Source organism: Aquimarina rubra (assembly GCF_042684305.1).
GTDB lineage: Bacteria > Bacteroidota > Bacteroidia > Flavobacteriales > Flavobacteriaceae > Aquimarina > Aquimarina rubra.
Window position 1 is genome coordinate 763,194 of record NZ_JBHULE010000008.1, and the last position, 25,338, is coordinate 788,531.

General features: G+C 32.6%; 26 protein-coding genes. 4 read left to right on the top strand and 22 right to left on the bottom strand.

Going from position 1 to position 25,338, the window contains the following annotated elements; translation table 11 throughout:
• The first annotated feature begins 1 nt into the window (after position 1).
• Positions 2–631: an alpha/beta hydrolase gene (locus ACFSR1_RS07630; RefSeq protein WP_378291220.1), complete on the top strand. Its 630-nt coding sequence runs from the start codon at positions 2–4 to the stop codon at positions 629–631.
• A gap of 7 nt (positions 632–638) precedes the next feature.
• Here the strand turns inward: ACFSR1_RS07630 and ACFSR1_RS07635 are convergent, their stop codons facing one another.
• The 21 genes from ACFSR1_RS07635 to ACFSR1_RS07735 all read right to left on the bottom strand — a co-directional run bounded on the left by ACFSR1_RS07635 (position 639) and on the right by ACFSR1_RS07735 (position 20,533).
• Positions 639–1,022 (bottom strand): nuclear transport factor 2 family protein, encoded by a 384-nt coding sequence (locus ACFSR1_RS07635; protein WP_378291222.1) that lies wholly within the window; start codon positions 1,020–1,022, stop codon positions 639–641.
• Between the two features lie 62 nt (positions 1,023–1,084).
• Complete coding sequence (locus tag ACFSR1_RS07640) at positions 1,085–1,597, bottom strand: DinB family protein (protein WP_378291224.1); 513 nt, start codon at positions 1,595–1,597, stop codon at positions 1,085–1,087.
• A gap of 91 nt (positions 1,598–1,688) precedes the next feature.
• Positions 1,689–2,024 (bottom strand): DUF2834 domain-containing protein, encoded by a 336-nt coding sequence (locus ACFSR1_RS07645; RefSeq protein ID WP_378291226.1) that lies wholly within the window; start codon positions 2,022–2,024, stop codon positions 1,689–1,691.
• Between the two features lie 119 nt (positions 2,025–2,143).
• Positions 2,144–3,190: a S41 family peptidase gene (locus ACFSR1_RS07650; RefSeq protein ID WP_378291228.1), complete on the bottom strand. Its 1,047-nt coding sequence runs from the start codon at positions 3,188–3,190 to the stop codon at positions 2,144–2,146.
• A gap of 102 nt (positions 3,191–3,292) precedes the next feature.
• Positions 3,293–4,228 carry a helix-turn-helix domain-containing protein gene (locus tag ACFSR1_RS07655; RefSeq protein ID WP_378291230.1) on the bottom strand — a complete coding sequence of 312 codons (936 nt, stop codon included), beginning with the start codon at positions 4,226–4,228 and terminating at the stop codon, positions 3,293–3,295.
• 338 nt (positions 4,229–4,566) lie between these two features.
• Positions 4,567–5,268, bottom strand: a complete 702-nt coding sequence (locus ACFSR1_RS07660; protein WP_378291232.1) for a DNA alkylation repair protein — start codon at positions 5,266–5,268, stop codon at positions 4,567–4,569.
• 42 nt (positions 5,269–5,310) lie between these two features.
• Positions 5,311–6,678, bottom strand: coding sequence for an alpha/beta hydrolase family protein (locus tag ACFSR1_RS07665; protein ID WP_378291234.1), 1,368 nt, complete (start codon positions 6,676–6,678; stop codon positions 5,311–5,313).
• Positions 6,679–6,882: 204 nt separating this feature from the next.
• On the bottom strand, positions 6,883–7,431 hold the full coding sequence (locus tag ACFSR1_RS07670; RefSeq protein ID WP_378291236.1) for a GNAT family N-acetyltransferase: 549 nt from the start codon (positions 7,429–7,431) through the stop codon (positions 6,883–6,885).
• Between the two features lie 30 nt (positions 7,432–7,461).
• Positions 7,462–7,878 carry a hypothetical protein gene (locus ACFSR1_RS07675; protein WP_378291237.1) on the bottom strand — a complete coding sequence of 139 codons (417 nt, stop codon included), beginning with the start codon at positions 7,876–7,878 and terminating at the stop codon, positions 7,462–7,464.
• Positions 7,879–7,944: 66 nt separating this feature from the next.
• Positions 7,945–8,427 carry a hypothetical protein gene (locus ACFSR1_RS07680; RefSeq protein ID WP_378291239.1) on the bottom strand — a complete coding sequence of 161 codons (483 nt, stop codon included), beginning with the start codon at positions 8,425–8,427 and terminating at the stop codon, positions 7,945–7,947.
• A 51-nt stretch (positions 8,428–8,478) separates the two neighbouring features.
• Complete coding sequence (locus ACFSR1_RS07685) at positions 8,479–9,930, bottom strand: Ig-like domain-containing protein (RefSeq protein WP_378291241.1); 1,452 nt, start codon at positions 9,928–9,930, stop codon at positions 8,479–8,481.
• Positions 9,931–10,342: 412 nt separating this feature from the next.
• Positions 10,343–10,807, bottom strand: coding sequence for a VOC family protein (locus ACFSR1_RS07690; protein WP_378291243.1), 465 nt, complete (start codon positions 10,805–10,807; stop codon positions 10,343–10,345).
• A gap of 9 nt (positions 10,808–10,816) precedes the next feature.
• Positions 10,817–11,182, bottom strand: a complete 366-nt coding sequence (locus ACFSR1_RS07695; protein WP_378291245.1) for a cupin domain-containing protein — start codon at positions 11,180–11,182, stop codon at positions 10,817–10,819.
• A 291-nt stretch (positions 11,183–11,473) separates the two neighbouring features.
• The gene (locus ACFSR1_RS07700) at positions 11,474–11,929 is read right to left on the bottom strand and encodes a toxin-antitoxin system YwqK family antitoxin (RefSeq protein ID WP_378291247.1); all 456 of its coding nucleotides are present in this window, start codon (positions 11,927–11,929) and stop codon (positions 11,474–11,476) included.
• A gap of 4 nt (positions 11,930–11,933) precedes the next feature.
• Positions 11,934–13,283 (bottom strand): hypothetical protein, encoded by a 1,350-nt coding sequence (locus ACFSR1_RS07705; protein ID WP_378291249.1) that lies wholly within the window; start codon positions 13,281–13,283, stop codon positions 11,934–11,936.
• Positions 13,284–13,372: 89 nt separating this feature from the next.
• Positions 13,373–14,095, bottom strand: coding sequence for a LytR/AlgR family response regulator transcription factor (locus ACFSR1_RS07710; protein WP_378291251.1), 723 nt, complete (start codon positions 14,093–14,095; stop codon positions 13,373–13,375).
• Positions 14,092–15,159: a sensor histidine kinase gene (locus tag ACFSR1_RS07715; RefSeq protein WP_378291253.1), complete on the bottom strand. Its 1,068-nt coding sequence runs from the start codon at positions 15,157–15,159 to the stop codon at positions 14,092–14,094. Before ACFSR1_RS07715 ends, ACFSR1_RS07710 begins: the two co-directional genes overlap by 4 nt.
• 175 nt (positions 15,160–15,334) lie before the next feature.
• Positions 15,335–15,949 carry a hypothetical protein gene (locus ACFSR1_RS07720; RefSeq protein WP_378291255.1) on the bottom strand — a complete coding sequence of 205 codons (615 nt, stop codon included), beginning with the start codon at positions 15,947–15,949 and terminating at the stop codon, positions 15,335–15,337.
• Between the two features lie 187 nt (positions 15,950–16,136).
• The gene (locus ACFSR1_RS07725) at positions 16,137–18,719 is read right to left on the bottom strand and encodes a phosphoenolpyruvate carboxylase (RefSeq protein WP_378291257.1); all 2,583 of its coding nucleotides are present in this window, start codon (positions 18,717–18,719) and stop codon (positions 16,137–16,139) included.
• Between the two features lie 101 nt (positions 18,720–18,820).
• Positions 18,821–19,300 carry an Lrp/AsnC family transcriptional regulator gene (locus ACFSR1_RS07730; protein WP_299601986.1) on the bottom strand — a complete coding sequence of 160 codons (480 nt, stop codon included), beginning with the start codon at positions 19,298–19,300 and terminating at the stop codon, positions 18,821–18,823.
• 75 nt (positions 19,301–19,375) lie between these two features.
• Complete coding sequence (locus ACFSR1_RS07735; protein ID WP_378291259.1) at positions 19,376–20,533, bottom strand: M14 family zinc carboxypeptidase; 1,158 nt, start codon at positions 20,531–20,533, stop codon at positions 19,376–19,378.
• Positions 20,534–20,919: 386 nt separating this feature from the next.
• Here ACFSR1_RS07735 and ACFSR1_RS07740 point away from each other — a divergent pair, with 386 nt between their 5' ends.
• The 3 genes from ACFSR1_RS07740 (at position 20,920) to ACFSR1_RS07750 (ending at position 22,510) form a co-directional block, all read left to right on the top strand.
• Positions 20,920–21,399 (top strand): helix-turn-helix domain-containing protein, encoded by a 480-nt coding sequence (locus ACFSR1_RS07740; protein WP_378291260.1) that lies wholly within the window; start codon positions 20,920–20,922, stop codon positions 21,397–21,399.
• Positions 21,400–21,478: 79 nt separating this feature from the next.
• Entirely contained in the window at positions 21,479–21,856 is a 378-nt protein-coding gene (locus ACFSR1_RS07745) for a DNA topoisomerase IV (protein WP_378291262.1), read from the top strand.
• A 75-nt stretch (positions 21,857–21,931) separates the two neighbouring features.
• Positions 21,932–22,510, top strand: a complete 579-nt coding sequence (locus ACFSR1_RS07750) for a PhnA domain-containing protein (RefSeq protein WP_378291264.1) — start codon at positions 21,932–21,934, stop codon at positions 22,508–22,510.
• Between the two features lie 127 nt (positions 22,511–22,637).
• Here ACFSR1_RS07750 and ACFSR1_RS07755 read toward each other — a convergent pair whose 3' ends face one another.
• Positions 22,638–25,310: a DNA gyrase/topoisomerase IV subunit A gene (locus tag ACFSR1_RS07755; protein WP_378291266.1), complete on the bottom strand. Its 2,673-nt coding sequence runs from the start codon at positions 25,308–25,310 to the stop codon at positions 22,638–22,640.
• Between the last annotated feature and the right edge of the window lie 28 nt (positions 25,311–25,338).

Here is a 25,338-nt window from a genome sequence, read left to right on the forward strand (position 1 = left end):
TATGCAAAAAGAGGTTGTATATCAATCTACAAACACCTATGATACTTTGAATGAGTTGACTGAAGAAACGAAAACTGTTTGGTTAGTCTTTCACGGAATTGGTTATCTAAGTCGATATTTCATTCGGTTATTCCAAAGTTTGGATAATAAGGAAAACTATATCATTGCACCTCAAGCTCCGTCTAAATATTACAAAAACAATGATTATAAGAAAGTAGGATCTAGCTGGCTTACCAAAGAAAACACACAAACTGAGACTAAAAATGTTCTGAATTATATAGATGCTGTAATAGAAGCCGAAAATCTTCCTTCTACCATCAATTTTGTTGTTTTGGGGTACTCACAAGGTGTTAGTATCGCCAGTAGATGGATTGCCAGCAGAAACATACAACCTGATGGTTTTGTGATGATCTCGGGAGGTTTCCCGAAAGAACTCGCAAAAGAGGATTTTACATTTTTGACAGATAAAACCAAAATAACTCATATTTTGGGAGAAAAAGATCCTTATTTCGAAATAGATAAAGTAAACGCAGAAAAAGTAAGAGTTAAAGAAATTTTACCACAAATAGAATTTAGAACACATCCTGGCGGTCACGAATTGGATATTTCTACTCTGGAAAAAACTTTTTAGAATTCAATTATTTAAAACCCCTTAATTCTTCTGTAGCCTTTCTGCTTAGGACAGTATCATAAATAATAGTCAATTTTTGAATTTTGTTTTCAGAAGTTAATTCTAAAATATCTACTACCTTAAATTTGACTTTTTTATTATTTTTTAGTGTCCAGACATAATCAAAAAGTAAGGAAACTCTGTTCGTATTTTTCTCAAAAAACAATCCATCAAAATGTAATCGAGAAGAAGACGTATCTTCAGATAGTTTTCTATAAAATTCTATAGCTGGCAGTGTACCATAAAGAGGAGAAACTACAACTCCATCAGCCGTAAACAGGCTAATCACTTTATCCATCTCTCCTTTTTCTAAGAAAGAAAGATATTTTTTCGCTACTTCTTCTTTTGTCATTTCAATTGTTTGCGGAAATATATAGACCTGTCTGGTTTTTAAAACCTGACAGGTCTTGCGTATTATAAATATCGATTTTCAATTACATCGAGATGATGTTTCTGATGACCAGAAAGTATATAACCGGCAGCTCTGGCACTCATTGGGCTACCACTCGCCTCACCTATTTGAGTTAGCATATCCTCTGTAAAACCTTTAAATAAAGTTATTGAGCTATTCCTAACGGCCTCAAAATCTTCTATAAACTCTTTCTTGGTATAATTGTTAGCATTCGAATTAGGAACATATTCATCCTGATCAAACCCCATTAACGGACTTTTATCTTTTCTCGCAAAACGAAGTGCTCTATAAGCAAAAACTCGTTCTGTATCAATGATATGCTGCAATACTTCAGCAACGGTCCATTTGCCTTCCCCATAGCTATAGGTTAGTTTTTCATCAGGAATTGAATTTACAAATTCAATGAATTTATGTTTATCAAGCTTTAAGCCATCTACAACATTAGAACTTTCGGCTTTATCAATGTAAACGCCATAATATGGATTATACTCTTCTGGAGTAAGTATAGATTGCATATATTATTATTTAAAAATAAAGTAGAAATGTACTAATTCTTAATTCAATCCATAAACTCATTAACAGTTCTTTATTATTGACTATCCCAAATTAACTGTTTGCGTTTTGTTTCTCCAACTTACGCGCTCGAAAATATAAAAACAATGGAAATGCAAATGCAATAGCTACCATAAACGTTAAGGGAATAAATATCCACCAGTGTTTCATTTTTAGCTTAATAGCCTCCGGTATATACCAAACAAAAAAGGTAAATACTACCACTAATAAATCTGCATTAAATGATTTCGCAGGAAACGTAGTTTTTGTTTGTGCAATATAGTTAAGTAAAGAAGTATCTTCTGCCGTTAAATAAAACTGAATATTAAAATACCAGGTGTAGCAAAGCCCCAGGATTGCTAATAAAAGAAATATGTATTTAAGTTTCATGTCGTTGATTTTAAAAGAGTTGATTAGTTAATATGTTATTAGTTATATCAAATATACATTAACTAATCAATACTTAAACCGCCGTCAACAAATCCCTAAATTAATTATATCTACACTTTTTACTGCTCTGCATCTATAAATTTAATGGCCTCGATAATATTTTTGTCTTTAGTTAAATCCTGAAAATTAGCTTCTTTAATAATTTCAATTTTCGGTTTAATGGTTTTTGTGAATATGGCAGATCTATCGGTTCCATAACTGAGTGTAATTGCTGCTTTTGTTTTATATGGTAATTCAAACAAATCGTTAGCTGTGGTCAACCCATAACTTTCTTCACCTATAATCACGGTATTTTTTCTTCCTCTAAAACCTAAGGCAACAAATTCTCCAGCGCTTGCTGTCATAACACCAGTAATTAATGCTACCGGAATATTTGCTTTTGCTTTAGCGTTTGTCTTTACCTCTGCTTGAATTTTTTGATTTTCATAGTAGATCCCCTTGTCTAAACCTGAACGATTTTTTACATTTTTGTCTGCATCCAAATACAAGGAAACTGTGTTATCACCAATTAAATGGTACAACCCAGCCAGCATAACATTAGAGTTCCCTCCTATATTCAATCGTAAATCAATGATCCATCCTTTTATTTTTTGTGCTTTGTCTAATTTTATGATAGAATCGTATATTTTCTGAGCATTTTCATTTAACTCTTCTTGCGTTGCATTAAGCAAAAGCATTCCCGGAATAAAAACATACCCATAATGATCATTGATTAATTTTACCTCAAATTTTGGTTCTTTTGCATATGCTTCCAGTAGGCTTTTATGCAAATCTTCTTGTGTAATTTGTCTTTTGAGATTGCTTTGATATACTCCTTTTTCAGAAAAGAGGAGTAAATGATCTCCTTTTATGGTATCGAAAAGCTTTGAACATACCTCTAGCGACTGTTCAAAGGTTCTACTTTTTAGTGCTTCTTTTTTTATATCCGGCTTTATTTGATTCCAATCAACATTTTTTCGATACAAATAATTAGCTTCTAATTGTTCAAAGAATTGATCATAGAACACGTTAATACTGTCTTGCACCGATGCTACTTTCTGCTGACTGTAGATTCTTGAAGAAAATACAGAAACACTAATAATCAAACTTAAAAGTAATCTTTTCATAAGTATAGTTTTAAAATTTTATGATTTCAAAACTATGGGCTTTTATAGAAAAACAACTTCGAAAACAACGTGATAATGTCCAGAAAATAAATACTGGACATATTAGTTTTTATGATTTGCCTTATACTGAGTGGGAGTTGAACCCGTTATTTTTTTGAATACTGCATTAAACGAGGATTTAGAACTGAAACCAGATTTTTCTGCAATCGCCAACAACGTAAATTTTTCCTGTTCAGAAGAAACTAACAATGATTTCACCTTTTCAATTCTATAGGTATTTATAAAATCGGTAAAAGACATGTGATAGGTATCGTGAATGTATAAGGATAGTTCTTTTTCTGGCATAGATAATAGAGAAGCCAAATCCGAAACCTTAAGATTTTGATTAGTAAAGACTTCTTCATTCTTCATATAGTGCTCTATTTTATTTTTTAATAAACGATCTGGCTCTTGTTCTTTTTGCTCTTTGAGATGAAAGGTTTTAAATAATAAATTCGATTTTGTAAAACCAATGAAACCAATCCAATATATATACACAGAATTTAAAACTAATATTACGTAATAAAACTCTCTGCTATCTTCAAGATTAAAAAGAACAGCGATAATCTGATGGAATAAATTAAGAATGATAACAACAATAAACATTTTAGAAAATTTTGACAACCATTCCCAGTTTTTACGAGTTGATACAGAACCTTTAATCATTTCTTTATGGTTCCTTATAAACCCTAGAACCTTCATCATAATAAGTAGATTGAAGATCAAGTAAGCAAAATCATTGTACAAGAAAAATCCTGTTTGATACACTCGCCAAAAGATATCTTTATCAATACCACTATGAAGCATCACATACCAATATGTTCTTAATACTCCATATAGCACCGCTGGAAGAAACAGCATATATTCAATAGAAGAAATAACATTTGCCCTTTTTTCTATTTGATTTTTGATATAAAAATAAAATCCAACACCAATTAGATACTTATAGGGAAAAGGAAAAGACCCCAAAGGAATAAATCCTATTGAATTGACATCCATATACAATAGCGCGTATCTAAAATTATAAAAGGACAAGGAGAACAAGAACAACAGGTAATAATTAAAAGCCGCTTTATTTTCTCTTCTTTTAGAAAGTAAATAAAGACATAATGTAAACCCTTGAATTGCTCCAAAAAGCACTATTATATTTAAGACGATATAGTTTATGGTACTACTATTTATTAATGCAAAATGAGATCTACTGTATCAAAAAAATTAAAACAAATATACAAGAATAGTCCAGTTGAAATAATACTATTTCATAATCTAGTTGTTTAAGTAGATATTGTTCCAATTTCTGGTTTTCATATATTGATCCTACCCTTCATACCACGAAATTATTTAGGTCTATATATGTTTCTGGGGTAATCTGATATCCTTACACTCTCTTTTTGCAGTTCTTTTAATGCATCTTTCGCGATCCATTTTGCAGCGGAATTATCAATTGCTAACAAATCATTAGCAACCTTAATCGCTATTTGTTTTAAATCAATATTGCGCTTGCCAATATTCCGTAATGCCCAGTTTACAGCTTTTTTTACATATAACCTTTCGTCGGTAGCTTCTCTTAAGATCATTGGAAAAAACTGAACAAATAAATCATTATCTGATTTTTTATCCGCCATACAATAGGCTGCCATGGTAGCAAAACCTGCTCGTTTTTCGAACTCAGGTTTTCTTTCTGTCCAATCTATGATTTTGGCTAATGCAAATTTACTTCTGGCAAACAATCCCATACAAAAGCTATCGCAAATCTCCCAGTTTTCAAAGGTTTTGACCCATTTTTCCATTAATTCTTCAGTAACATCTTTTGGATCGAAGATCTTACTGCATAAAAGACGACCTTCATAAATATCACTATCGAAAAGTTTTAAAGCGAGTTGGTTATCTTTTCCAATTTCTTTAGCAATTACTTTTAAATCTTTATGATATATTCCCAAAGAATTATTAGATACAATTCCGAATTTCTTTTCTCTAAAGATTACTTTTTCAGGATCCTGCAGCTTTTTAAGCCTTGTTATTACCTCATCATATGTCACTTTTAGATTTTTAAATTCATGAAAACTTTATCATAGAAACTATTATTTGGTTTGTTCTTGTATCCAGCTAGTAATCACATCTAATGCAGTAGGCGAAAATGTTTGTTCAATTTCTGAGTATTCACTCATCGCTCCTGTTTTACATTCCTGAAACAGATGATTTAGATTTTCTAATTTCATAATCTTTACGCTATCATTACTGCCTTTTGTTAGTGAGTTTTTAATAACCATTAGATTTTCGTCTGCGGGAACTTGCAAATCCTTGTCACCGTTCATTGCTAAAACAGGTACGTCTATTTTCTCTAAATATTCTGAAGGCTTCGATTGTATTAAACTTGCAACTTCGAAACTAGTAATTTGCGCTACCAGCATTTTTCTTTGATTTTCAGGGAACATTTTACCGTATTTATTACTATAAAATGAATTGATACTATCTTTTAGGGATGTATTATCCAACTTAGAATTCTTAATGATATCATACGCTCCTTTTACTAATTCCTGACCTTGAGCAATTTGCATTTCATTTAAACCCATTGTTTTTTCAATAGCAGCTTTTTGCGATAACATTAAGATATCTCCATTAACTCCCGGAGCCGCCAGAAGTACTAGAAAACTAATATTTTCAGTTTCAGAAGCAACCTTAGGAGCTACAATTCCACCGATACTGTGGCCAATTAAACCAATTTTAGAAGCATCGATTTCCTTTCTGGTTTTTAGGTAATCCACTGCTGATTTAACGTCAGAGGACGAAACCGCGATCGTAACGGTATTAAAATCGCCCTCTGATGCTCCGACACCTCTCTCATCAAAACGTAATACTCCAATTCCATTTCTAGTTAATTGATCTGCAATTAAAAAATAAGGTTTATGCCCCATCATTTCACCATCTCTATTTTGAGGACCGCTACCACTAACGATAATAACTACCGGAAATTTACCGTCTTTTTTGGGAAGCGTTAAAGTTCCTGCCAACTTTAGGGTATCAGCAACATTCATAAACGTTATCTCTTCTGAATAATAACTAAATGGCGGTTTGGGTTCTTGAGGTCTATTAAGTTTAATGGTTCCTTTTTTCAGGTTTAAGGGAATTGGATTCCCTCTTTGCATAAAACTTCCAATAATTTCACCATTTTCACTAAGGTTTCCTTTATATTCTAATTTCAAATCAGGAAATGATATGGTGAGTATAGAATCTATCAAGGTCGCACTTTCTGCTTTAACGCCACTCAACCCTTGCAGTGGAATATCCATCGTTAGCGCATAATTATCAGCCATTTTCTCAATATGGAAAGCAACATCTAATTTCATCGTGTTTATAGTTACTTTTCCCATCCAATCTCCAGTAATATCCTGAGAGAACAAGCTCATTGAAAATATTGAAAGAAGGAGGATTATTAGTATTCTATTCATTATCATCTTTTTAAGGGTTGTGAGTGATTTTCTTTTTAGTATTGCTATAAGTTCATGGACCACTAATTTATGAAAAGATACTAAACCTGTTCAGAAACTATAGCATTTATCGAATTGAAAGAGAATTTTTATATTCAGCAAAAAAAACTACTATCGAGTATCTATCTTTCTTTTTTATATAAGATAGCTCTACCATTTCATTGTTTAACTGACAGAGGTATTCTTGTAGTCTTTGTATTGTACTCTGTATATGTAAACATCCATATCTAAATACTTTGTTCTGGTTGCCCTGGTCATTCCATTTCTTTCAGCAACTTTTTGAGAAGGAACGTTTTCTATGTCAATAATAGAAATGATGGACGTAGCTACATTGTTTTCAAAGGCTATTTTTTTAAATTCACTAGCCGCTTCTATTGCATATCCATTACCCCAATATCTAGAAATTAGATGATACCCGATTTCTATCTCATTTCTTCCATCTACATTTTGCAACAAAAGACCGCACTGTCCTATCAAATTGCCTGATTTTTTTTCAACTAATGCTTGTAAACCATAACGATTGTCCTCATATCTTTTTAACTGAAAATCAATCCATTCCATAGATTTTTCCGGTTTCATTTTCCAATCATCAGGAAAATACTTTGTAGCAACTTCATCCATAATAAACTCTCGCCACATTTCATCATCATCCTTAACAAGTGGCCGAATTAATAAACGTTCTGTTTCTCTCTCTTCTAAATAGTTTTTCCACATTTTTTTGAAGTTTTTCTTTATTCTAAAACATTAAGTTAACATAATCAGTATGAATACCAAGGTTAAAAAACCTATCACTGTGGTAAAGATTCCCATTTTCTTAGATTTAGTCCAACCTGCTAAAGAAATCATCGTAATCAATGATATAATTCCCATAAAAAAGCCGATAACTCCAGCGACTCGTGGAAGTAACAAATCATCTTCCACAACTTTAAAAGGATACCCGACGGTCGTCTTCATAAGAAGATTGGTCATAGCAAACACAGTAACCAAAAAGAAACAAGCTGCCAAGGTAGACGCAATCATAATTTTTTTAAACAATCTGGTATTCATCTCGGATACTAAAAGATTTGCAATTACCGCTATCGAAAACCCTCCAAGCAATGAACTGACTGTAATGGTTTGGTCTGCGAGTTTATTCCAGTATTCAAATGTGATTTCGGTCATTGATTCAGTATATGTTGATTAATTTGATTTTAAATAAAAATACAAATTAAAAAAATCATACTCTGATTATTCTTTGGGTGTGATATATTCAGAAACTTTATTGGTCCAGATTAGACAACCCGTTTGGTAGTTAAATTGGGCAGTATCTCTTTCCAATATTTTCTCTGCTTTGTCAATAAGCTTTGACTTTTTTACTGAAAGACCTTTATACGCATAAACCCTTACAATTGGATTTTCGTGTTTTATCAATTCAAACATTTGTATTTCGTCTAACAACTCAGTTAAGCGTTCAAATCGGGCATATTGTTTTGGATATATACCCCCAATCCCAATAGCACTTTCATAAACAAAATTTGCTTCAACAATTCCCTTGATTAAGAAATCAGGATTTTTGCATCTTCTAATCTTTGGATAGTCTCTTATACTATTATAAGGTAATGTGTCCAAGACATACACTCCTTTTTCTCTATCAAAATATTTAAAAGTTTCTGGCTTGCGATTACAGGATATTACTAAAAATATAATAATTAAATAGAGAACATTTTTCATTATTGATAATTTACAATAATTGCTAACAACAGGGCAATTTATAAACAATAACTAGTTTTCTTTTAGGATTGTAACGATTCTGGTATATGTATCACTAACAATTATTTCTTTTTCAGAGTTTATTGCCACTCCTGTCGCAGCTGTAAATAAACCTTCTTTTATACGCTCAATCACATCGAAGTCTATTGATGTCTTAAGAATTACATTTTCACAAGCAAGAAAAACATTATCTCCATCAACCGCAATATCATAAATATTATTCACATTTGGAATGGTTATTTTATTAATAAAACTTCCTTGTAGATCAAAAATTTGGACACCATTTTGATCTGAAACGATTACTCTATCATTTAAAATAGCAATACCCCAAGGGTTTATAAATTCTCCATCATTCATTCCATTTTGTCCCCATTCCGACAGAAAACTACCTTGATTATCAAATTTTTGCACTCTATGGTTATTATGGTCAACAATATAAATATTTTCCTGAGGATCAGAAGTTATTTGTCTGAAGTAGAAAAATTGACCTGAAGCGTTACCTTGTTCACCCCATTCGTTGAGTATGTTATTGTTCTGATCTATTATGGAAACCTTGTTTTCTGAAGACTTCGTTAGAACAACTTTTCCTTCACTTAAAAATTCAATACCTCTTGGTGAATTTATTGATTGAAATCTTTCAATAAATGTTCCATTACTATCAAACTTTTCAATCTTATTTCCGTTTGTATCAGTAATGTAAATATTGTCAGAATCATCTATATTAACATGCTCATTAAATAAGAATTGACCATTATTAGTTCCTTCACTTCCAAAAGATGATAACACGTCATAATTATCCCCATTCGAATAACCATAATCATTGTCACTTAACTCACTAAACTCTGTAGCAGAATTATATACTCTAACCTTATAAAAATATTTAGTTAAAGGATTCTGAATGTCAATATCTTCAAAAATATTCTCTGATGTCTCACCGATTATAAGATATTCATTAGACGATTCTTCTAACCTTAATATTTGATAGTTATTAGCATTAGGAACAGTAACCCAATTGAGCTCTATCTTATTTCCGTAGTCTCCCTTACTTGCGGTTAAACCTAAAGGCTTATCTATACTTGGCTTTGATATTATAACGGATATTTCATTTTCTGACATATTACCACTAACATCATAAGCAATAGCTTTTATAGAATAACTCCCTGAAGTATAAGAAGTAATATCAATAGAAAATTCATAAGGAGAATCAGAGTCAAACCCAACAACAACATTGTTTACAAATAGGTCCACTTTTTCAATTGAGTTATTATCTTCTGCTTCAACAATGATGTCAAAATTGCTTGCTTGAATAGATTCGTTCACAGGATTCGTTATTAAAACCGTAGGATTAATAATATCAATTGAACTTTCATCTGTGGTTGTGTTATTATCGGTACTGCAAGAAATTATTAGAATAGAGCATATACATATGGTAAAAATTACAGTGTTTTTTATTTTTTCTTTCATTTTTTAGTGTGATGGATTTAAAAAAACAGTAGTTAACCTTTAATATAAAATGAATTTTACACAAAAACTTAAGCTCGCTTTTTACCAATTTAACATTTAATTATTTCCCTTTGATTTTTTAAAAACGCCACAAATATAGATAAATTAGAATTATACAGAAATCCTTCATATCCATACCATTCAATAATTATTTTAACTTACATACTGACAATAATTTCATCTGCTCGATTTCATTCTTAAAATGATTATTCTTAATCTACCAATACTATCTTTTAGTATATGTATCTTAATGGCTCAAAATGTTACCTTAATTTTAGATTTATTTTCTATCGTTTTCGCTTTTTTCTTAAATGCTTCAATAAGATAGTATACCTTATAAATGGAATGACTTGGTTAATTATATTTTATGCCTTTACAAGTGAATAGCAGATGTATCCCAACTTTGTAACTCAATCAAATTTCCCTCAGGGTCTCTAGCGTATACAAAAGTGATTTCTCCTACTTTATCTATTCCTCTTTTTGTGATTTCTCCAAGTGTTGTACCTCCATTTTCTTTCAAAGTTTGAAGCATCTCATCAACACTATCTACTTCAAATGCAATATGACCAAAACCTCTTTTGTTTGGTAATATAAACTCCTGATTTTCTACTTGATTATATTGGTAAATTTCCAGTGTTGGGCCATTTTCTCCATATCCAGGAAGTAAAAGGTGAGCACCTTCCAATTTGGCATTTTTCAATCCAGTTCCGTTGTCGAGCCATTCTCCGGATTGATTTCTAATTGGCGGAACAATTTTACAATGGAAAGTTTTTACATAAAAATCTACAAGATCTTTCCAATTGACACTTACAATATTTGTGTGCGCAAACCGTATCATTCCTAAAAATTAAATTTTGTCTAGTTTAGAAACGGTCAATTCATTTTCTGTGTTTCCGGTATTTAAGGTAGAGGCCGGTTCAAATAACATCACGCTAACTTCCTCTGGTGCATACGGTTTGTGCTCCACTCCTTTTGGAATTATTACAAATTCGCCTGAATTCAACTCTAAGGTTTTATCGATTAATTCAATAAATAATTTACCCTCTATGACATAGAATAGCTCATCTTCCTGTTCGTGTTTGTGCATTACAAATTCTCCGTTGAATTTTGCTATTTTAACCAACTGATTATTAAGTGATCCGACGATCTTAGGTGTCCAATATTCGTTGAAGGTTTTTAATTTTGACTGTAGGTTTACCTTGTGTATTTCCATAGTGCTTTTTATTGGCACAACAAGTTAAACGTTTTTGGAATTAGTGCAAAATAATATTAAACAGTTTACTTTTCTTTTTTTATTTTAACAATGAATTCTCAACAACACAGTTATATCTAAGAAACACACAGATCATTGCATTTATGCATGAGTAGTTCTTATTGCATAGAGTGTTAGTAAATTTAAAAAAACACCGCAGATAAACATGATAATCCATTCTTTATTACTTGACGTCAAGGTTATCCTGCCTCCTTAAAAACGAAGTTTGTTTTTACTAAAAATTATAATTAGTTACCTGGTAAAATAGCGTTTGCTCACTATATTTCCATCTCGGTCATAAAAAGTCCACCAACCTACTTTTCTTTTTAAATGAATGTATTTACCTTCAGCTTTAACACTCCCATCTTCATAGAATAGCTTTGCCGGACCTTCCGTTTTGTTATTTACATAAGTGCCTTGAGAATCTTTGCTTCCATCGGGGTTATAATTAATCCAAATACCGTTGCCTACACCGTTTTTAAATTGCTGAACAGCTTCTAATTCTCCATTATCGTACCTTGCGCATAACCAACCCGTATAGGGTTCTTTATTTCCATTTGCAAAATATTGTTGACCATACCGAGTTCCATATTTTACATTTGCATCATTCATTGAAACCATCTCTGATTGAGGAGGTAATGTAATGTTATCATTTTGTGCGCAACTCATAAAATGAGTTAGATATATTAGCAATATTAATCTTTTCATTTTTTTATTTATTAATCATTAAATACTTTGATTCCATATAGTATAGATTCCATATTCTCTCACCATTAGCATCTTTCATATCTCCTCGATTACTACTAAAATAGAAGTACTTCCCATCTGGTGAAAAACTAGGAGATCCTTCAGATTGGGATGAATTAACCACTGGTCCTAAGTTTTTGGGTATTGACCAAACATCTCCTTTTTTTACAGAATAATAGATATCTGATCCTCCATAACCATCATATCTATTGTCAGAACCGAAAAATAAAATATTCCCATCTGGTGAAAATTGTGGTGAAGTATCATAATTGATGGGGCTTGACGGTGGAATTAATTCTTGAGGTTTGCCATAGGTTCCATCACTTTTTAAAATAGAAAAGTAGAGATTGGTTCTATCATTATTAACCCCTTTTGTCCAGTAATAAAGATTACCATCTTTATCGGTAATAGGTCCTGCTTCATAGTTTGCAGGCCATACGTTACCTTTTGCCATAGATTTATTTATTGTATTAGACAATGGCTTGGGCTTTGACCAACCATTATAACTCTTGTTCATCACCCAAATATTCATATCCATTTTTTGTGTAGTACTTCCATCTGGCAGAGGCCTATATGATGCAAAATAGAGTTCACTGGCATCACTATTTATAAAAGGAGCTTCATCCTCATCTATTGAGAATGCTGCAATTATTGGTTTGCTCCATCCTTTCTTAGTTTTATTAGTACTATATATGCGTTTTTGGCCGGTTTTCATATCTCTTCTGGTGAAATAAGCTGTTTCACCATCTGGCATAAAATTAATACCCCATTCATTGCTATTCTGCTCAGATATAAGCCCTTCTTGAAATATCAGTGGTTCATCAATGCGCTGTATTCCATTTTCGTAACGCTTTCGCGAAAGCAAAATACCTTTTGGATCATACGTGAATTCAACACCATCTTTTTTACCATTAATATAGGTAGCGTCATATTTTAGCTGACCATTTTCATAATAAGTTTTAAAAATTCCTTGAGTTATATCATCAATATAAAAACTCTCGGAGCGCAACTGTCCATTTGGATAAAAATATTCCCATCGCCCATTTCCTAAACTATTTTTCCAGTAGGCTCTGTACCGCAAAACCCCATTAGGATACCATTCTAACCATAATCCTTCAGTTTTCCCATTAACTAAAGTCTTCCAAAGCGATGGACTTCCATTAGCATACTGTTCTGATATGATACCTGTATAGGTTTTCATATCGACTTCTGATTCTTTAGAAACCTTTAACGGTTCTTGAATTTGGGAATGGACTGATTGATTAAAAACTAATAAAGCAACTATTGTTACTAGTATTCTCAATATGTTTTTCATAGTAATACGTTTCTTATCTTAAAGATATTCAAGAAAGACAGTCTGCGTATTTTAAAGTCGATAGGCCTGAAAATAAACCGATGAAATCGTTAAAGTACGATGCTTTTTATTTCTGGTAAATAAGTATCACTAACCCTAAGATTTTTTCCGTTATTTAAAATGACGTAGTGATATCTATCTACTTTCTTCAATTCTATGATAGCATTCATATTTACAAAATATGAACGATGTATCCGTAAAAAAACCTTTGGATTAAACATGTCTTTAAGTTGGGAAATTCCTTTTATAGAGAGAAATACTGAGTTTTTGGTGAACACTTTAGTGTAATCGCCAAACGCTTCTGCATACCATAAATCCGAGACGTTCACCATTAACTTTCTTGTCCCTTTGTGAAGAATTACTTTGGATGGAAAATTAGCTTCTTTTTGAAGAAGCGCTTCTGTCAAGGGAATTACACTTTCTTGATTATTAAATATTCTGTTGAGTGCATTGTCAAAACGTTTTTTACCATAAGGTTTAAGTAGGTAATCAATGGCATGTACCTCAAATGCTTTTATAGCATACTGGTCATAAGCCGTAGAAAATATGACTTCTGGTATTTCTTCTAACTTAGTAAGCACTTCAAAACCATTAAGACCAGGCATCTGTATATCAAGAAAAATAGTATCAGGCTTCAATTGATTTATCAAATTAACCGCATCATTACCATTAGTTGCTTCGCCTATAATTGCAAGCTCTTTATGAGCAGAAATATATTGCTTTAATAAATCTCTTGCATCTTCTTCATCATCTATAATTATTATTGTTTTCAAATGGCAAATGAGATTTTAGTTCCTGAAGGTATGTTGTCTTCTATCTTTAATTCAGAATTATAAATTTTGTCAAGTCTCATTTTGGTATTTAATAATCCCAATCCCTTAGAGAAAATAGTATCTTTATTTATAATACCAATTCCAGTATCTTCTATGGAAAAGTTTAAAAAACCATCTACTTCTTCAATTTTTATTATCAATCTTGAAGGTTCAACTTTTGCAGCAATACCGTGATTAACCGCATTCTCAACCAAAGGCTGCAATAGCATTGGTGCGATTTTAAGATTATATACCTTCTCTGGTACTTCAAAAGAGAAGTTCAACCGTTCCTTTAGTCTTATCTGCATTAACTCTAAGTAACTTTTTATAAAGTCCATCTCTTCTTTAATGGTAACAGATTCATTTTGAGATGCATAATTCTGATATCTAAAAAGATCAGACAATTGTATAATCAATTCTCTAGTTCTTTCATTTTCTGGCGGTATGGTCGCGTTAATAGAGTTAAATAAATTATGCAAGAAATGCGGGTTTAGTTGAGACTTTAAGGCAGTAATTTCACTTTTTAAGGTAATCTCTCTAAGAATAGCTTTTTCCTTTTCTTCTTTTTTGAATCTCTTGAAATATCCATATGCGTGTATGAATCCAAATTGCACAAAATAAAAAAGCATAAAAGTATAGAGTGTCCAGATTACTTTATAACCTCCCCAATACATGGCCCAACCAAATATTTTTGTTACCCAAAGTAACAAAAAATAACATATTGCAATGTATAGTGGTAAAAAAACCAAATGTGATAACAGCTGTATCCTAAGGTTATATTTTCTTAATGTAATGGAAGTGATATACCAAATGGGAATCGTTACCAAAAAACTGATAAAAAATTGCGCTCCTCCAGAAGCAAAAAATTCTTCTAAATGAAAATAAGGCGGGTGACCAGGTTTAAAACCACCCCAGGAAATCCAGCTTGCCGTATAATATATGATAGTTGAAAAAAAGTAAAAACCTAGAAATAAGAAAAGATCGCTCTTACTTACATATTGATTTATTTCTTTCCATAATTTCATATACTGTACAATATAAATAAATATACTATCTCATCTACAAAATAAATGATAAGGCTGTATATGTTTAGATGAAATGGTTTGATCACGAATTAATTTGGGGCGAAGCATGATTACGCATAACGGTTAGTATAGCAATCGTTGCAAGCAATAGGCGGTAATGATTTGTTATACAGAATTAATGACTATTTTTTTCTTTCTCAATATAATTTTTAACCAATTCAAGGAATTCCTTTTTTGTATAAAATTTACTTAGAAAATCTTCAAGTGTTCCTTCATTTGTGATTTCTTCGAAATAAACTTCGTGGTCGGTTCCAAAAACAGTTGGGTTTTCTGGATTAGGATCAGATAAACAAATATAATATCCGTCAGGAAAACTATATGAGAATGCTATTTCCATAAACTCCAATTTTCCATTCCCTATAACCTTTTTGACCTCGGTCAGGTTGGTCATTTCTTCATCTTCAAAATCCGCACTCCATTCTTCATAATCATTTGTACCCTCAGTTAATGGAGTAAATAATCTTTTCCTGTAAAAAGTTTGTCCATATGGTATTTCGTGGTCAGAAAAAAAATGAGAAATCAAACTTTTGTAAAATCTATCTTTATCCTGTTTATAAAGGTCTTTTTTTTTATCATAAAATTCCTCGACTCCATACAATTCGTGCCCCCAAAGTTCTTGGGGATATAAGGGATGATTAAATTCTATCCCTTCTATACATTCTTGTAGTGTCAGCCCTTCTTTAAAAGTTCCCCCTAAATCTAAGATTCTATTTATTATTTCTTTTTTCATTCCGTTCTAATTACCACTAACGTGTTAGTATAGTTACAAAAGGCAATTATATTTTATCATTAACCAACTCTTTACAAACGATTAAAGCAACCGCTGCAAGGATTTACTGTTAAAGGAAACTAAAATTAATCAAACAAAAAAACCACAGCAATACTAACTGTGGTTTTGGTTTTAAAATTATTTTTTACTATGCCGAGTTACGACTGGCATTGATATTACCAAATAACGAACGGGTGACCATTTTTTCATAGATTTCTAAGTCTTCTGAATCCTTACCTGATCGGGTAATATCCTGAATTTTCTTTAAGGCATATTGCTGAATCGTAAGTAATGGCAAAACAATGTTTTCTCTAATATCTATCGATGCCTTACCTGCAGGTTCGTTTTCCATCAATTTTGAGTATCCGGTTAACTTCAATATCAAACGTTTGGTTAATTCGTACTCATCGTGGATGATATTCCAAAAAGCTCCGTATTCCGGATCATCTTTCATATACGCCGTTAGTTGGAAGAATGACTTGGTTAAACTCATCATACTATTACCAACCAAAGCTCTGAAGAAAGCAGATTCTTTATACAATGCAGTAATTTTATCAAACTCTCCTCTATCTTCATACGTTTTTAAAGCGGTACCTACTCCATAAAATCCTGGAACATTTTGTTTTAACTGACTCCAACTACCTACAAAAGGTATAGCTCGCAAGTCTCCAAAATCCAAACTGCTACTTTTACTTCGTTTAGAAGGACGGCTACCGATATTTGCTTTTCCATAATACTTCAGCGTACTCATATGCTCCAAATAAGGTAAAAACTTAGGATGGTTCTTAAAGTCTACATAGGTTTGATAACTGATATCAGCCAATTCCTGCATCGTTTCTTTATTCTCTTTAGAAAAAAGATTGGCTTCATTTGCTGTCAACTGATTTTCTACACCCGCACCAAGTAATTGTTCTAAGTTATACTGACAAGAATCCAGCGTTCCGAAATTAGAACTTATCGTTTGCCCCTGAACGGTTATCTGTATTTGTTCATCTTCTACGGTTGGTCCAAGCGAAGCATAGAATTGATTGGTGTTTCCTCCTCCTCTGGCCGGTGGTCCACCACGACCATCAAAGAATATAACTTTTACATCGTATTTTCTGGAAATTTCAGTCAAGGCTTCTTTAGCTTTAAAGATTCCCCAGTTTGCCATCAAATATCCTCCGTCTTTGGTACCATCAGAGAAACCAAGCATAATCGTTTGCTTCATTCCACGACGTTTTAGATGTTCCATATAAACAGGATTACTATACAATGCTTCCATCACCTGATGTGCGACACGAAGATCGGGTACAGTCTCGAATAATGGAATCACATCTACTGATGGATGCTCCCAATCGCTCAATCTGATCATGGCAAAAGTTTCCATTACATTTAGTACACTTCCGTTGTTACTGATTATATAACGATTCGCACCGCGCTCTCCATTATTTTGTTGTATGGTCTGTATAGCATATATAGACTCTATGGTCGCTCTTGCCATGTCATCGTCTAGTACAGACGGATTCAATTTTCCGGTAACATTAGATAAAACCTGTATCTGCTCTTGTTCTGATAAGGATTGATAATTATCCGGAAAGAAGCCTAGTCCTAACTCAGTAGTTTTTTTTACAATTTCGGTAAGCACACTATGATGTACTCTAGAATCTTGTCGGATATCTAACGTCCCGAAATGGAATCCAAAAATCTTTACTTTATTGATTAAATCCTGTAATTCTTCTAAAAATAGGGATTGATGCTTACTGATCAATTCTTCTCTTACTTCTAATAAACCATTCATCAACTTTTCAATGGACAAAGGTTCTGCCGTTTTAGCGTAATAAAAATTATCGTATAAAGCTTCTTCTAAAACACCCAACTTATCCTGAAGGTTTCCGAAAGTTATTCTGCGTTTTAGTTTACGCATATCCCTATAATAGTTGATCAGAACTGTTTTACGAAGTCTTTTGGCAACTTTTAATGTTGTTTCTGTCGTTACAAAAGGATTACCATCCCTGTCTCCTCCAGGCCAAAAACCAAGGTTGATCAGATCATTTTCCAAATCCTCACCTTGAAAGATATTCTGCTGAATGTAGTTGTAAATAGTTCCAACCGAATGATAAAATACATTTTCTAAATACCAGATTAAACTTACTGCCTCATCATAAGGTGTGGGTTTTTCCTTTTTAAAGAATGCCGTTTTACCAAGCTGAGCAAGTAACCTTTTAATTCTTTGAGAATCATTATCACGAATCGCAGTATCAAGATCATGAATAATTCCGAGTACTGTTCCCGGATAAAACTGCGTAGGATGCGCAGTTAAGGTTGGTCTAATTTTAAACCTTCTTAGATAATCTTTTAATTCTTCTAACTGTCCTTTTGCTTGTGCTTCTTCTTTGATACTTCTTAGCGTACCACGGCCATCCATATTATTTACAATAGGAAAAGCAGCATCTTCGATGGCATCAAACAATACTACCTGCCGCTCTATATATTGGATAAATCGAAATAAAAGATCGTGCTTTTCTTTGTCTGAAGGATTATCCTGATAAAGTTTAAAAAAACTTTCTACAATTTCTGAAGGGTTTTTCTTTTGATCATACCCTTTTTCACAGAATTCTTTAAAAAGTGGAAGTAAAACTCCGGTATTGGTAATCTCATCAAAAGGTAATGTAATAAATATACTGTTGTATATCTGATATTTAGTAAGAACGTTGTGGTTAAAACGCTCTATTTTTGGTTGTCTTGCCATAATTGTGGTTACGAATATGGTTGATTAATAAATTATTTCACATTAAAAAACCCTCTAAGATCTATTCCTAAAGGGTTTATATGTTTAAAAACGACTGCCCTTTACAAATCTTGGAAAATAGAATGCATCAAGCGTTTCTTATCATTAATACTTTCTTCTAAAGAAATCATAGTCTCTGTACGGTATACACCATCGATATCATCCAATTGAAAAATAATGTCTTTAGCATGATTAGTGTCTTTTGCTCTTACCTTACAGAAAATGTTGAATTTTCCTGTGGTAATATGCGCAACTGTTACAAAAGGTATTTCTCTAATTCTTTGCAGTACAAACTTGGTTTGTGAGGTGTTTTGAAGATAAATACCTACATAAGCGATAAAAGAATATCCTAATTTTTTGTAGTCTAATGTTAAAGAAGAACCTTCGATAATTCCAGCCTCTTCCATTTTCTTTACACGTACGTGAACGGTACCTGCAGAAATCAGTAATTTTTTTGCAATATCCGTAAAAGGAGTACGAGTATTTTCAATCAACATGTCTAAAATTTGGTGATCTACTTCGTCTAATTTAAATTTTGCCATAGTAATTCTAATAAATTTTCCCGATTATTTACATTGCAAAAATAACAGAAAAATAATGTTTTCATACATTTTTTTTCAACTTTTTCTCAATTCTGTTGAGAATAATTCATCGTTTAGGTAGAATTTTAACATCTCATTATCTGGAACTACCTCTACTGTAACGTTTTCGTTCTGTATCACTCTTTTATTGCCGATAATTTCTCTGTGTCCATAAAAATTTCCTAAATCCGCAATTTTAACAATTTTTGGTATGAATTTAATATCATTTTCGGATAATTCTTCGGTATATTGAATTGCTATATCTACATTTTTTTTATCCAACATAACATCTCTGATAATTATATCATAAAAACATTTTCCATTTTCCGGGATTTCAAAGTAGTTTTCATAAAGATTCCCAACTATATTTTTTTCTGAAATGTAATCTACAGCTGCCACCAATGCATAAAAAATAAAAACTCTGGTTTTTTCGCGATCATAATCATCTTTATAATGCCCAGCTTCGAATAATATAGTAGGAATTCCCATATCAGACAGGGTATCACCAATACAATTGATATTAAAGCCATCATCATATCTTCCTACGCTATTAGGAATTACCTGTTGCAATACTGTGTTCATTTCTGCTATAATCTCCATAGCAATTTTACGACAAGGAGTAATTGTGCGTTCTTTATCACCAGCAGGTGACAAAAATGAGACTGTAGCCGGATACTTAGTTTCTCCGGCGCTAAAAATAGTTCGCTGTCCGTGTAAATTAAATGCATAATTCGGTTGAAACCTATCTATAATATCTCTGAGCAAGATACTTTCTTTCTGAGTTTTATTTTGTGCATCCCGATTAAGATCAATTTGATTATAATTGAGTCTTGTATATGCTTTTGCACCATCGGGGCTTAGTATAGGAATGATATATAAAGTACAAGAAGCCAAAATACCTTGAGAAATCTCATTGGTGTCATCTATTAGCATATTTAGAAAATCAAATACAGCTTTTGTAGTGGTACTTTCATTTCCATGCATTTGTGACCAAAATAACAACTTCTTTTTTCCAGTACCTAATTTCAAAAGATGGATAGGAGCATTATTTTCTGATGTCCCTAAAAGCTCTATCTCGACATGAATTGATAAGGTATCAAAAAGTGGAAGAATATGTTCCAGATGTATATAACGTCCTGATAGGGAAGGTTCTTTATATATATCGAACCAGCCTGACAAATTTTTAATATTCATATGCTAAATAAAACGTCTAAATTACTACGGTTTATCGAAGATTCATAACAATTATTTCAGTTTTTACGGATGTAAACTACAACAGTAGTTACAATTGTAAACTAGTGTAATGTTACATATGTAAACGCTATAAGAATCATATTTGTTTAATAAGTTAAACACTGCCTTCTTTAGAATTATTCAAAGTCGTTTATTAATTAACAAATAATTTCAGGAGTTAAATAAATATTTATAATTTACTTATTTTCAATCACTAAAACTTATTTACATAAAGTGTTTATTTAATAAAATTCATTAAGAAACTATATTAAATTACAATTGTAAACCGCTATTTAAAATCATTTGTTTAACTTTGTAACCACTCTCACGTTTTAAAATCGTTTACAATGGTAAACACGGCTGCATTCGGAAAAAGAATACAAGAAATCATGAAATTCTATCACGTTTCGGCGTCTGGATTTGCGGACGCTATGGGCGTTGGCCGATCTTCTATTTCTCATATTTTATCCGGAAGAAACAAACCTAGTTTGGACTTTGTGATGAAGATTACAGAAGCATATCCAGAGGCTGAATTATATTGGCTACTATATGGTGAAGGTACTTTTCCTAAATCAGAAAAAGAAGCTACAAATATTGAAACACCTTCACCAATTAAAACAATGCCCCCTTCTCCTACTGAAACGTCCACAGCTGAAGACACAGAGCAAGATTTATTTTCTCAAACCGAAACGAATATCACAAGTGCTCTAGATGAAACTATTCCTGAAGTAAAAAAAGAAATCATCAATACTGTTTCTACTAGTAAGGATATTAGTCAGATTGTGTTTTTTTATAAAGATGGCACTTTTGACGTCTACAAGAATTAGAAATCTTAACAACTTTTCTATTGGTTCCTGTAAAATCTGTAGAAATAGATTTATTTTCGTCCATCATAATTAAAATTACATGGAGCGACTTTGTTTTTTACTGCTTGTTTCAGCATTCATTTCTGGTTGTTATCAACAAGAAAGAAACTGTGTAGATTTTCATACAGGTACTTTTGAATTTGAAACTTACCTGAACGGCGAACTTGCTAAAACTACATTTGTGCGTAATGACTCTATCGAAATTGATTATTTTCAAGGTAAAAGTGATACCGCCAGTATTCGTTGGATTAACGACTGTGAGTATATCGTAAAAAAACTCCATCCAAAAAACATGGCCGAAGAAAAAGCTATACACATGAAAATTTTGACAACCGATAAAAACACCTATACTTTTGAATACGGTTTGGTAGGAGTAAAAAAAAATAAACAAAGAGGAACCGCAAAAAAAGTTAAGTAACACCCTTTTTACTTATAATCACCTAGCATTCAGGTTGATTGTAAATTATAAGGAAACAATCTTACTTATTTAAAAATGAGCAAACTAAAAGAATTACAGGATCGTAGTGGATCTATATGCGAATTATGCAGTGCTAACGAAGGGCTATCGGTATATGACATACCCGAATCTCCTAATGTAGGATTAGATTCAAGTTTATTATTATGTGCTACGTGTAAAAGACAGATTGAAGATGTGTCAACTATGGATCCCAATCACTGGCGATGTCTTAATGACAGTATGTGGAGCCAGATTCCCGGAGTACAGGTTATGGCTTGGCGAATGCTTACCCGATTGCGATCTGAAGGTTGGCCTCAGGATTTGTTAGACATGCTATATCTTGAAGATGATATCTTGGGCTGGGCAAAAGCTACCGGAGAAGGTGAAGATGAAAACACTACTATAAAACATCTGGATTCTAATGGTGCTATACTGCAAGCAGGAGATAATGTCGTATTGATAAAAGACCTAAACGTTAAAGGAGCTAATTTTACTGCTAAAAGGGGTACAGCAGTTCGTAACATATCTTTAGTACACGATAATCCCGAACATATAGAAGGAAAAGTTAGTGGCCAACACATTGTTATTTTAACCAAGTTTGTAAAAAAGTCGTAGCAGTACAGTTTTATAAAGAATAAGAAAATCCTAGTTAATATCTAGGATTTTTTTCATTTGTATTTTGCTACATTTACCTGAATTTTTGTTTCAGGTAATATAGTCTTAAACACTATTAATCAATACTTTAGAATAAAGAAGCTTGTTCGCCACTGCCATCATCTTCAACATCTTTATTTAATGAAATATCATTACCAGAGGTACTGTTTTTTGAGTCTGGAGTTACCGCCTGCTCTTCAATAACCTCTATTTCCTCTACAGGTAATTCTTCGGGTTCTTCGTACGGTAAAGATTCTAATAAATTTATCTGTCTCACCTTTTCAGTAGTCAATTGATTTCCTTGCGCCTTAATTCCTTTTACAGAAATAAAATCTTCTAAACTTATTTCATCATTTGGCTTCTGATCCTTTCCTCTAAGCTTGTTATACACTATTTCTGCAACCGGCCTATGATCTGTAGAAACAATTTCTAAGAATGATTTTTGATGGTCAGAAATAATCGTCTCTTCACGATCCGAATTTTCTACTAAAAATCGTTTTACATAATAACGCTCTTTTTCTCCATCCCAGTAAATAGCAGAGATCGGTTTCATCGGTTTCCATTTTTCCAGAACAACCATGTCTGAGTCAAAATGAACAGTAATTTCAGGAATAATTGTTTTCACAATCCCTTTTTGATTGATGATCAACAATCGATCTTCTCCTTTAAACTCACCAAGCAACTCTCCTCTTCCATCAACATTTAATCTTCTAACCGTGTCATCAAACCATATCTTACGAGGTTTTAACGTAGAGACCCCTTGTTCTTTCAGTTCGATTTTTTTGATGTTATATTTAGTGACGATATTTCCTTTTACTCCTCTTCCCTTTATCAACAAATCAGAAAAATCAAGATCAAACTTCAATTTTTTGACGCTTCCGGCTTGACGAAGGAAAATAGTAATTACTTCTGCTTCTCCGTTTGGATTTGCTGTAAAATAAGTCACTTTGGAACTTTTCTTTCCTTGTGTAAGATCGTATTCCTTATCTCTGGTGACACCTGTAACCGCAAAACGTTTTACATAAGATGCTCCTCCTCGACCATCCTGATAAATCATATTGTAGATAGTGCGTTTATCTTTCTTTTTAAAGACAGCCACGTGTATAATATCTTTACCTACAAAGGTTTTTGCATCTACTTTTGTAATCATCATTTTACCATCTGCCATAAAACAAATGATATCATCGATATCAGAACAATCTGTTACATATTCATCTTTTCGAAGTGATGTCCCTACAAAACCTTCTTCTCTATTTACATATAGTTTTGTGTTTCTAATGACAACTTTAGTAGCTTCAATATCATCAAAAATTCTGATTTCCGTCTTACGTTCTTTTCCTTTACCATAGGTATCTTTTAATCTCTTGAAATATGAAATAGCATACTCCACAAGATGTTCCAGATGATGTTTTACCTGAGCTATATCTTCTTCTAAAGCTTCAATCTTCTGCTGTGCTTTATCAATATCAAATTTTGAAATTCTTTTTATTCGAATCTCTGTCAAACGTACAATATCCTCTTCGGTAACGGCACGTTTCAAATGTTTTATATAAGGCTGTAATCCTTTATCAATCGCTTGTATTACACCTTCCCAGGTTTCTTCTTCCTCAATTTCACGATAGATACGGTTTTCAATAAAAATCCTCTCTAATGAAGCAAAATGCCATTGCTCTTGTAATTCGTTTAACTGTATCTCTAATTCTTTCTTCAATAATTCTACAGTATGATCTGTAGAACGCCTCAGCATTTCAGAAACTCCTATAAAATTTGGCCTGCTATTTTCTTCAATTACACATCCCAAAGGAGAAATAGATGACTCGCAATTTGTAAAAGCGTATAAAGCATCAATTGTTTTATCAGGAGAAATACCGCCTGGCAAGTGCACCAAAATCTCTACTTCTGCAGCAGTATTATCTTCTATTTTTTTGATTTTTATCTTACCTTTTTCATTGGCTTTAAGGATAGAATCAATTAAACTAGAAGTTGTAGTAGAAAAAGGTATCTCGTTTATAACCAGCGTGTTCTTGTCTAATTGAGAGATCTTTGCACGCACCCTAACCTTTCCTCCTCGATTACCATCATTGTAATTGGTAAAATCTGCAATACCTGCCGTTGGAAAATCCGGTAAAATTGTAAATCGCTTTCCTTGTAAGTGCTTTATGGAGGCTTCAATTAGCTCAATAAAATTGTGCGGAAGAATCTTTGTACTTAATCCTACTGCAATACCTTCTGCTCCCTGAGCAAGCAATAAGGGAAATTTTACAGGAAGATTAATTGGTTCTTTTTTTCGACCATCATAGGATAGTTGCCAATCCGTTACTTTTGGATTATAAACAACATCCAAAGCAAATTTAGACAAACGTGCTTCAATATATCTAGATGCCGCAGCTCTATCTCCTGTTAGTATATTACCCCAGTTCCCTTGCATATCAATCAACAAATCTCTTTGACCGATCTGCACCATCGCATCAGCAATACTAGCATCACCATGTGGGTGATATTGCATGGTATGTCCTACAATATTTGCAACTTTGTTATATCTACCATCATCTAAATCCTTCATAGAATGAAGAATTCGGCGCTGTACAGGTTTCAACCCATCTTCTATAGCCGGTACTGCTCGTTCCAGAATTACGTAAGACGCATAATCCAGAAACCAGTCTTTATACATTCCGGTAACTTTGGTAATCACTTCCTGAGGCTGATGATCCTCTGGGGTTAACTCATTATGTAGTTCTTCGTTTTCGTTTTCTATATCCATACCTTTTTTCGGGGCACTTTTTTGTATT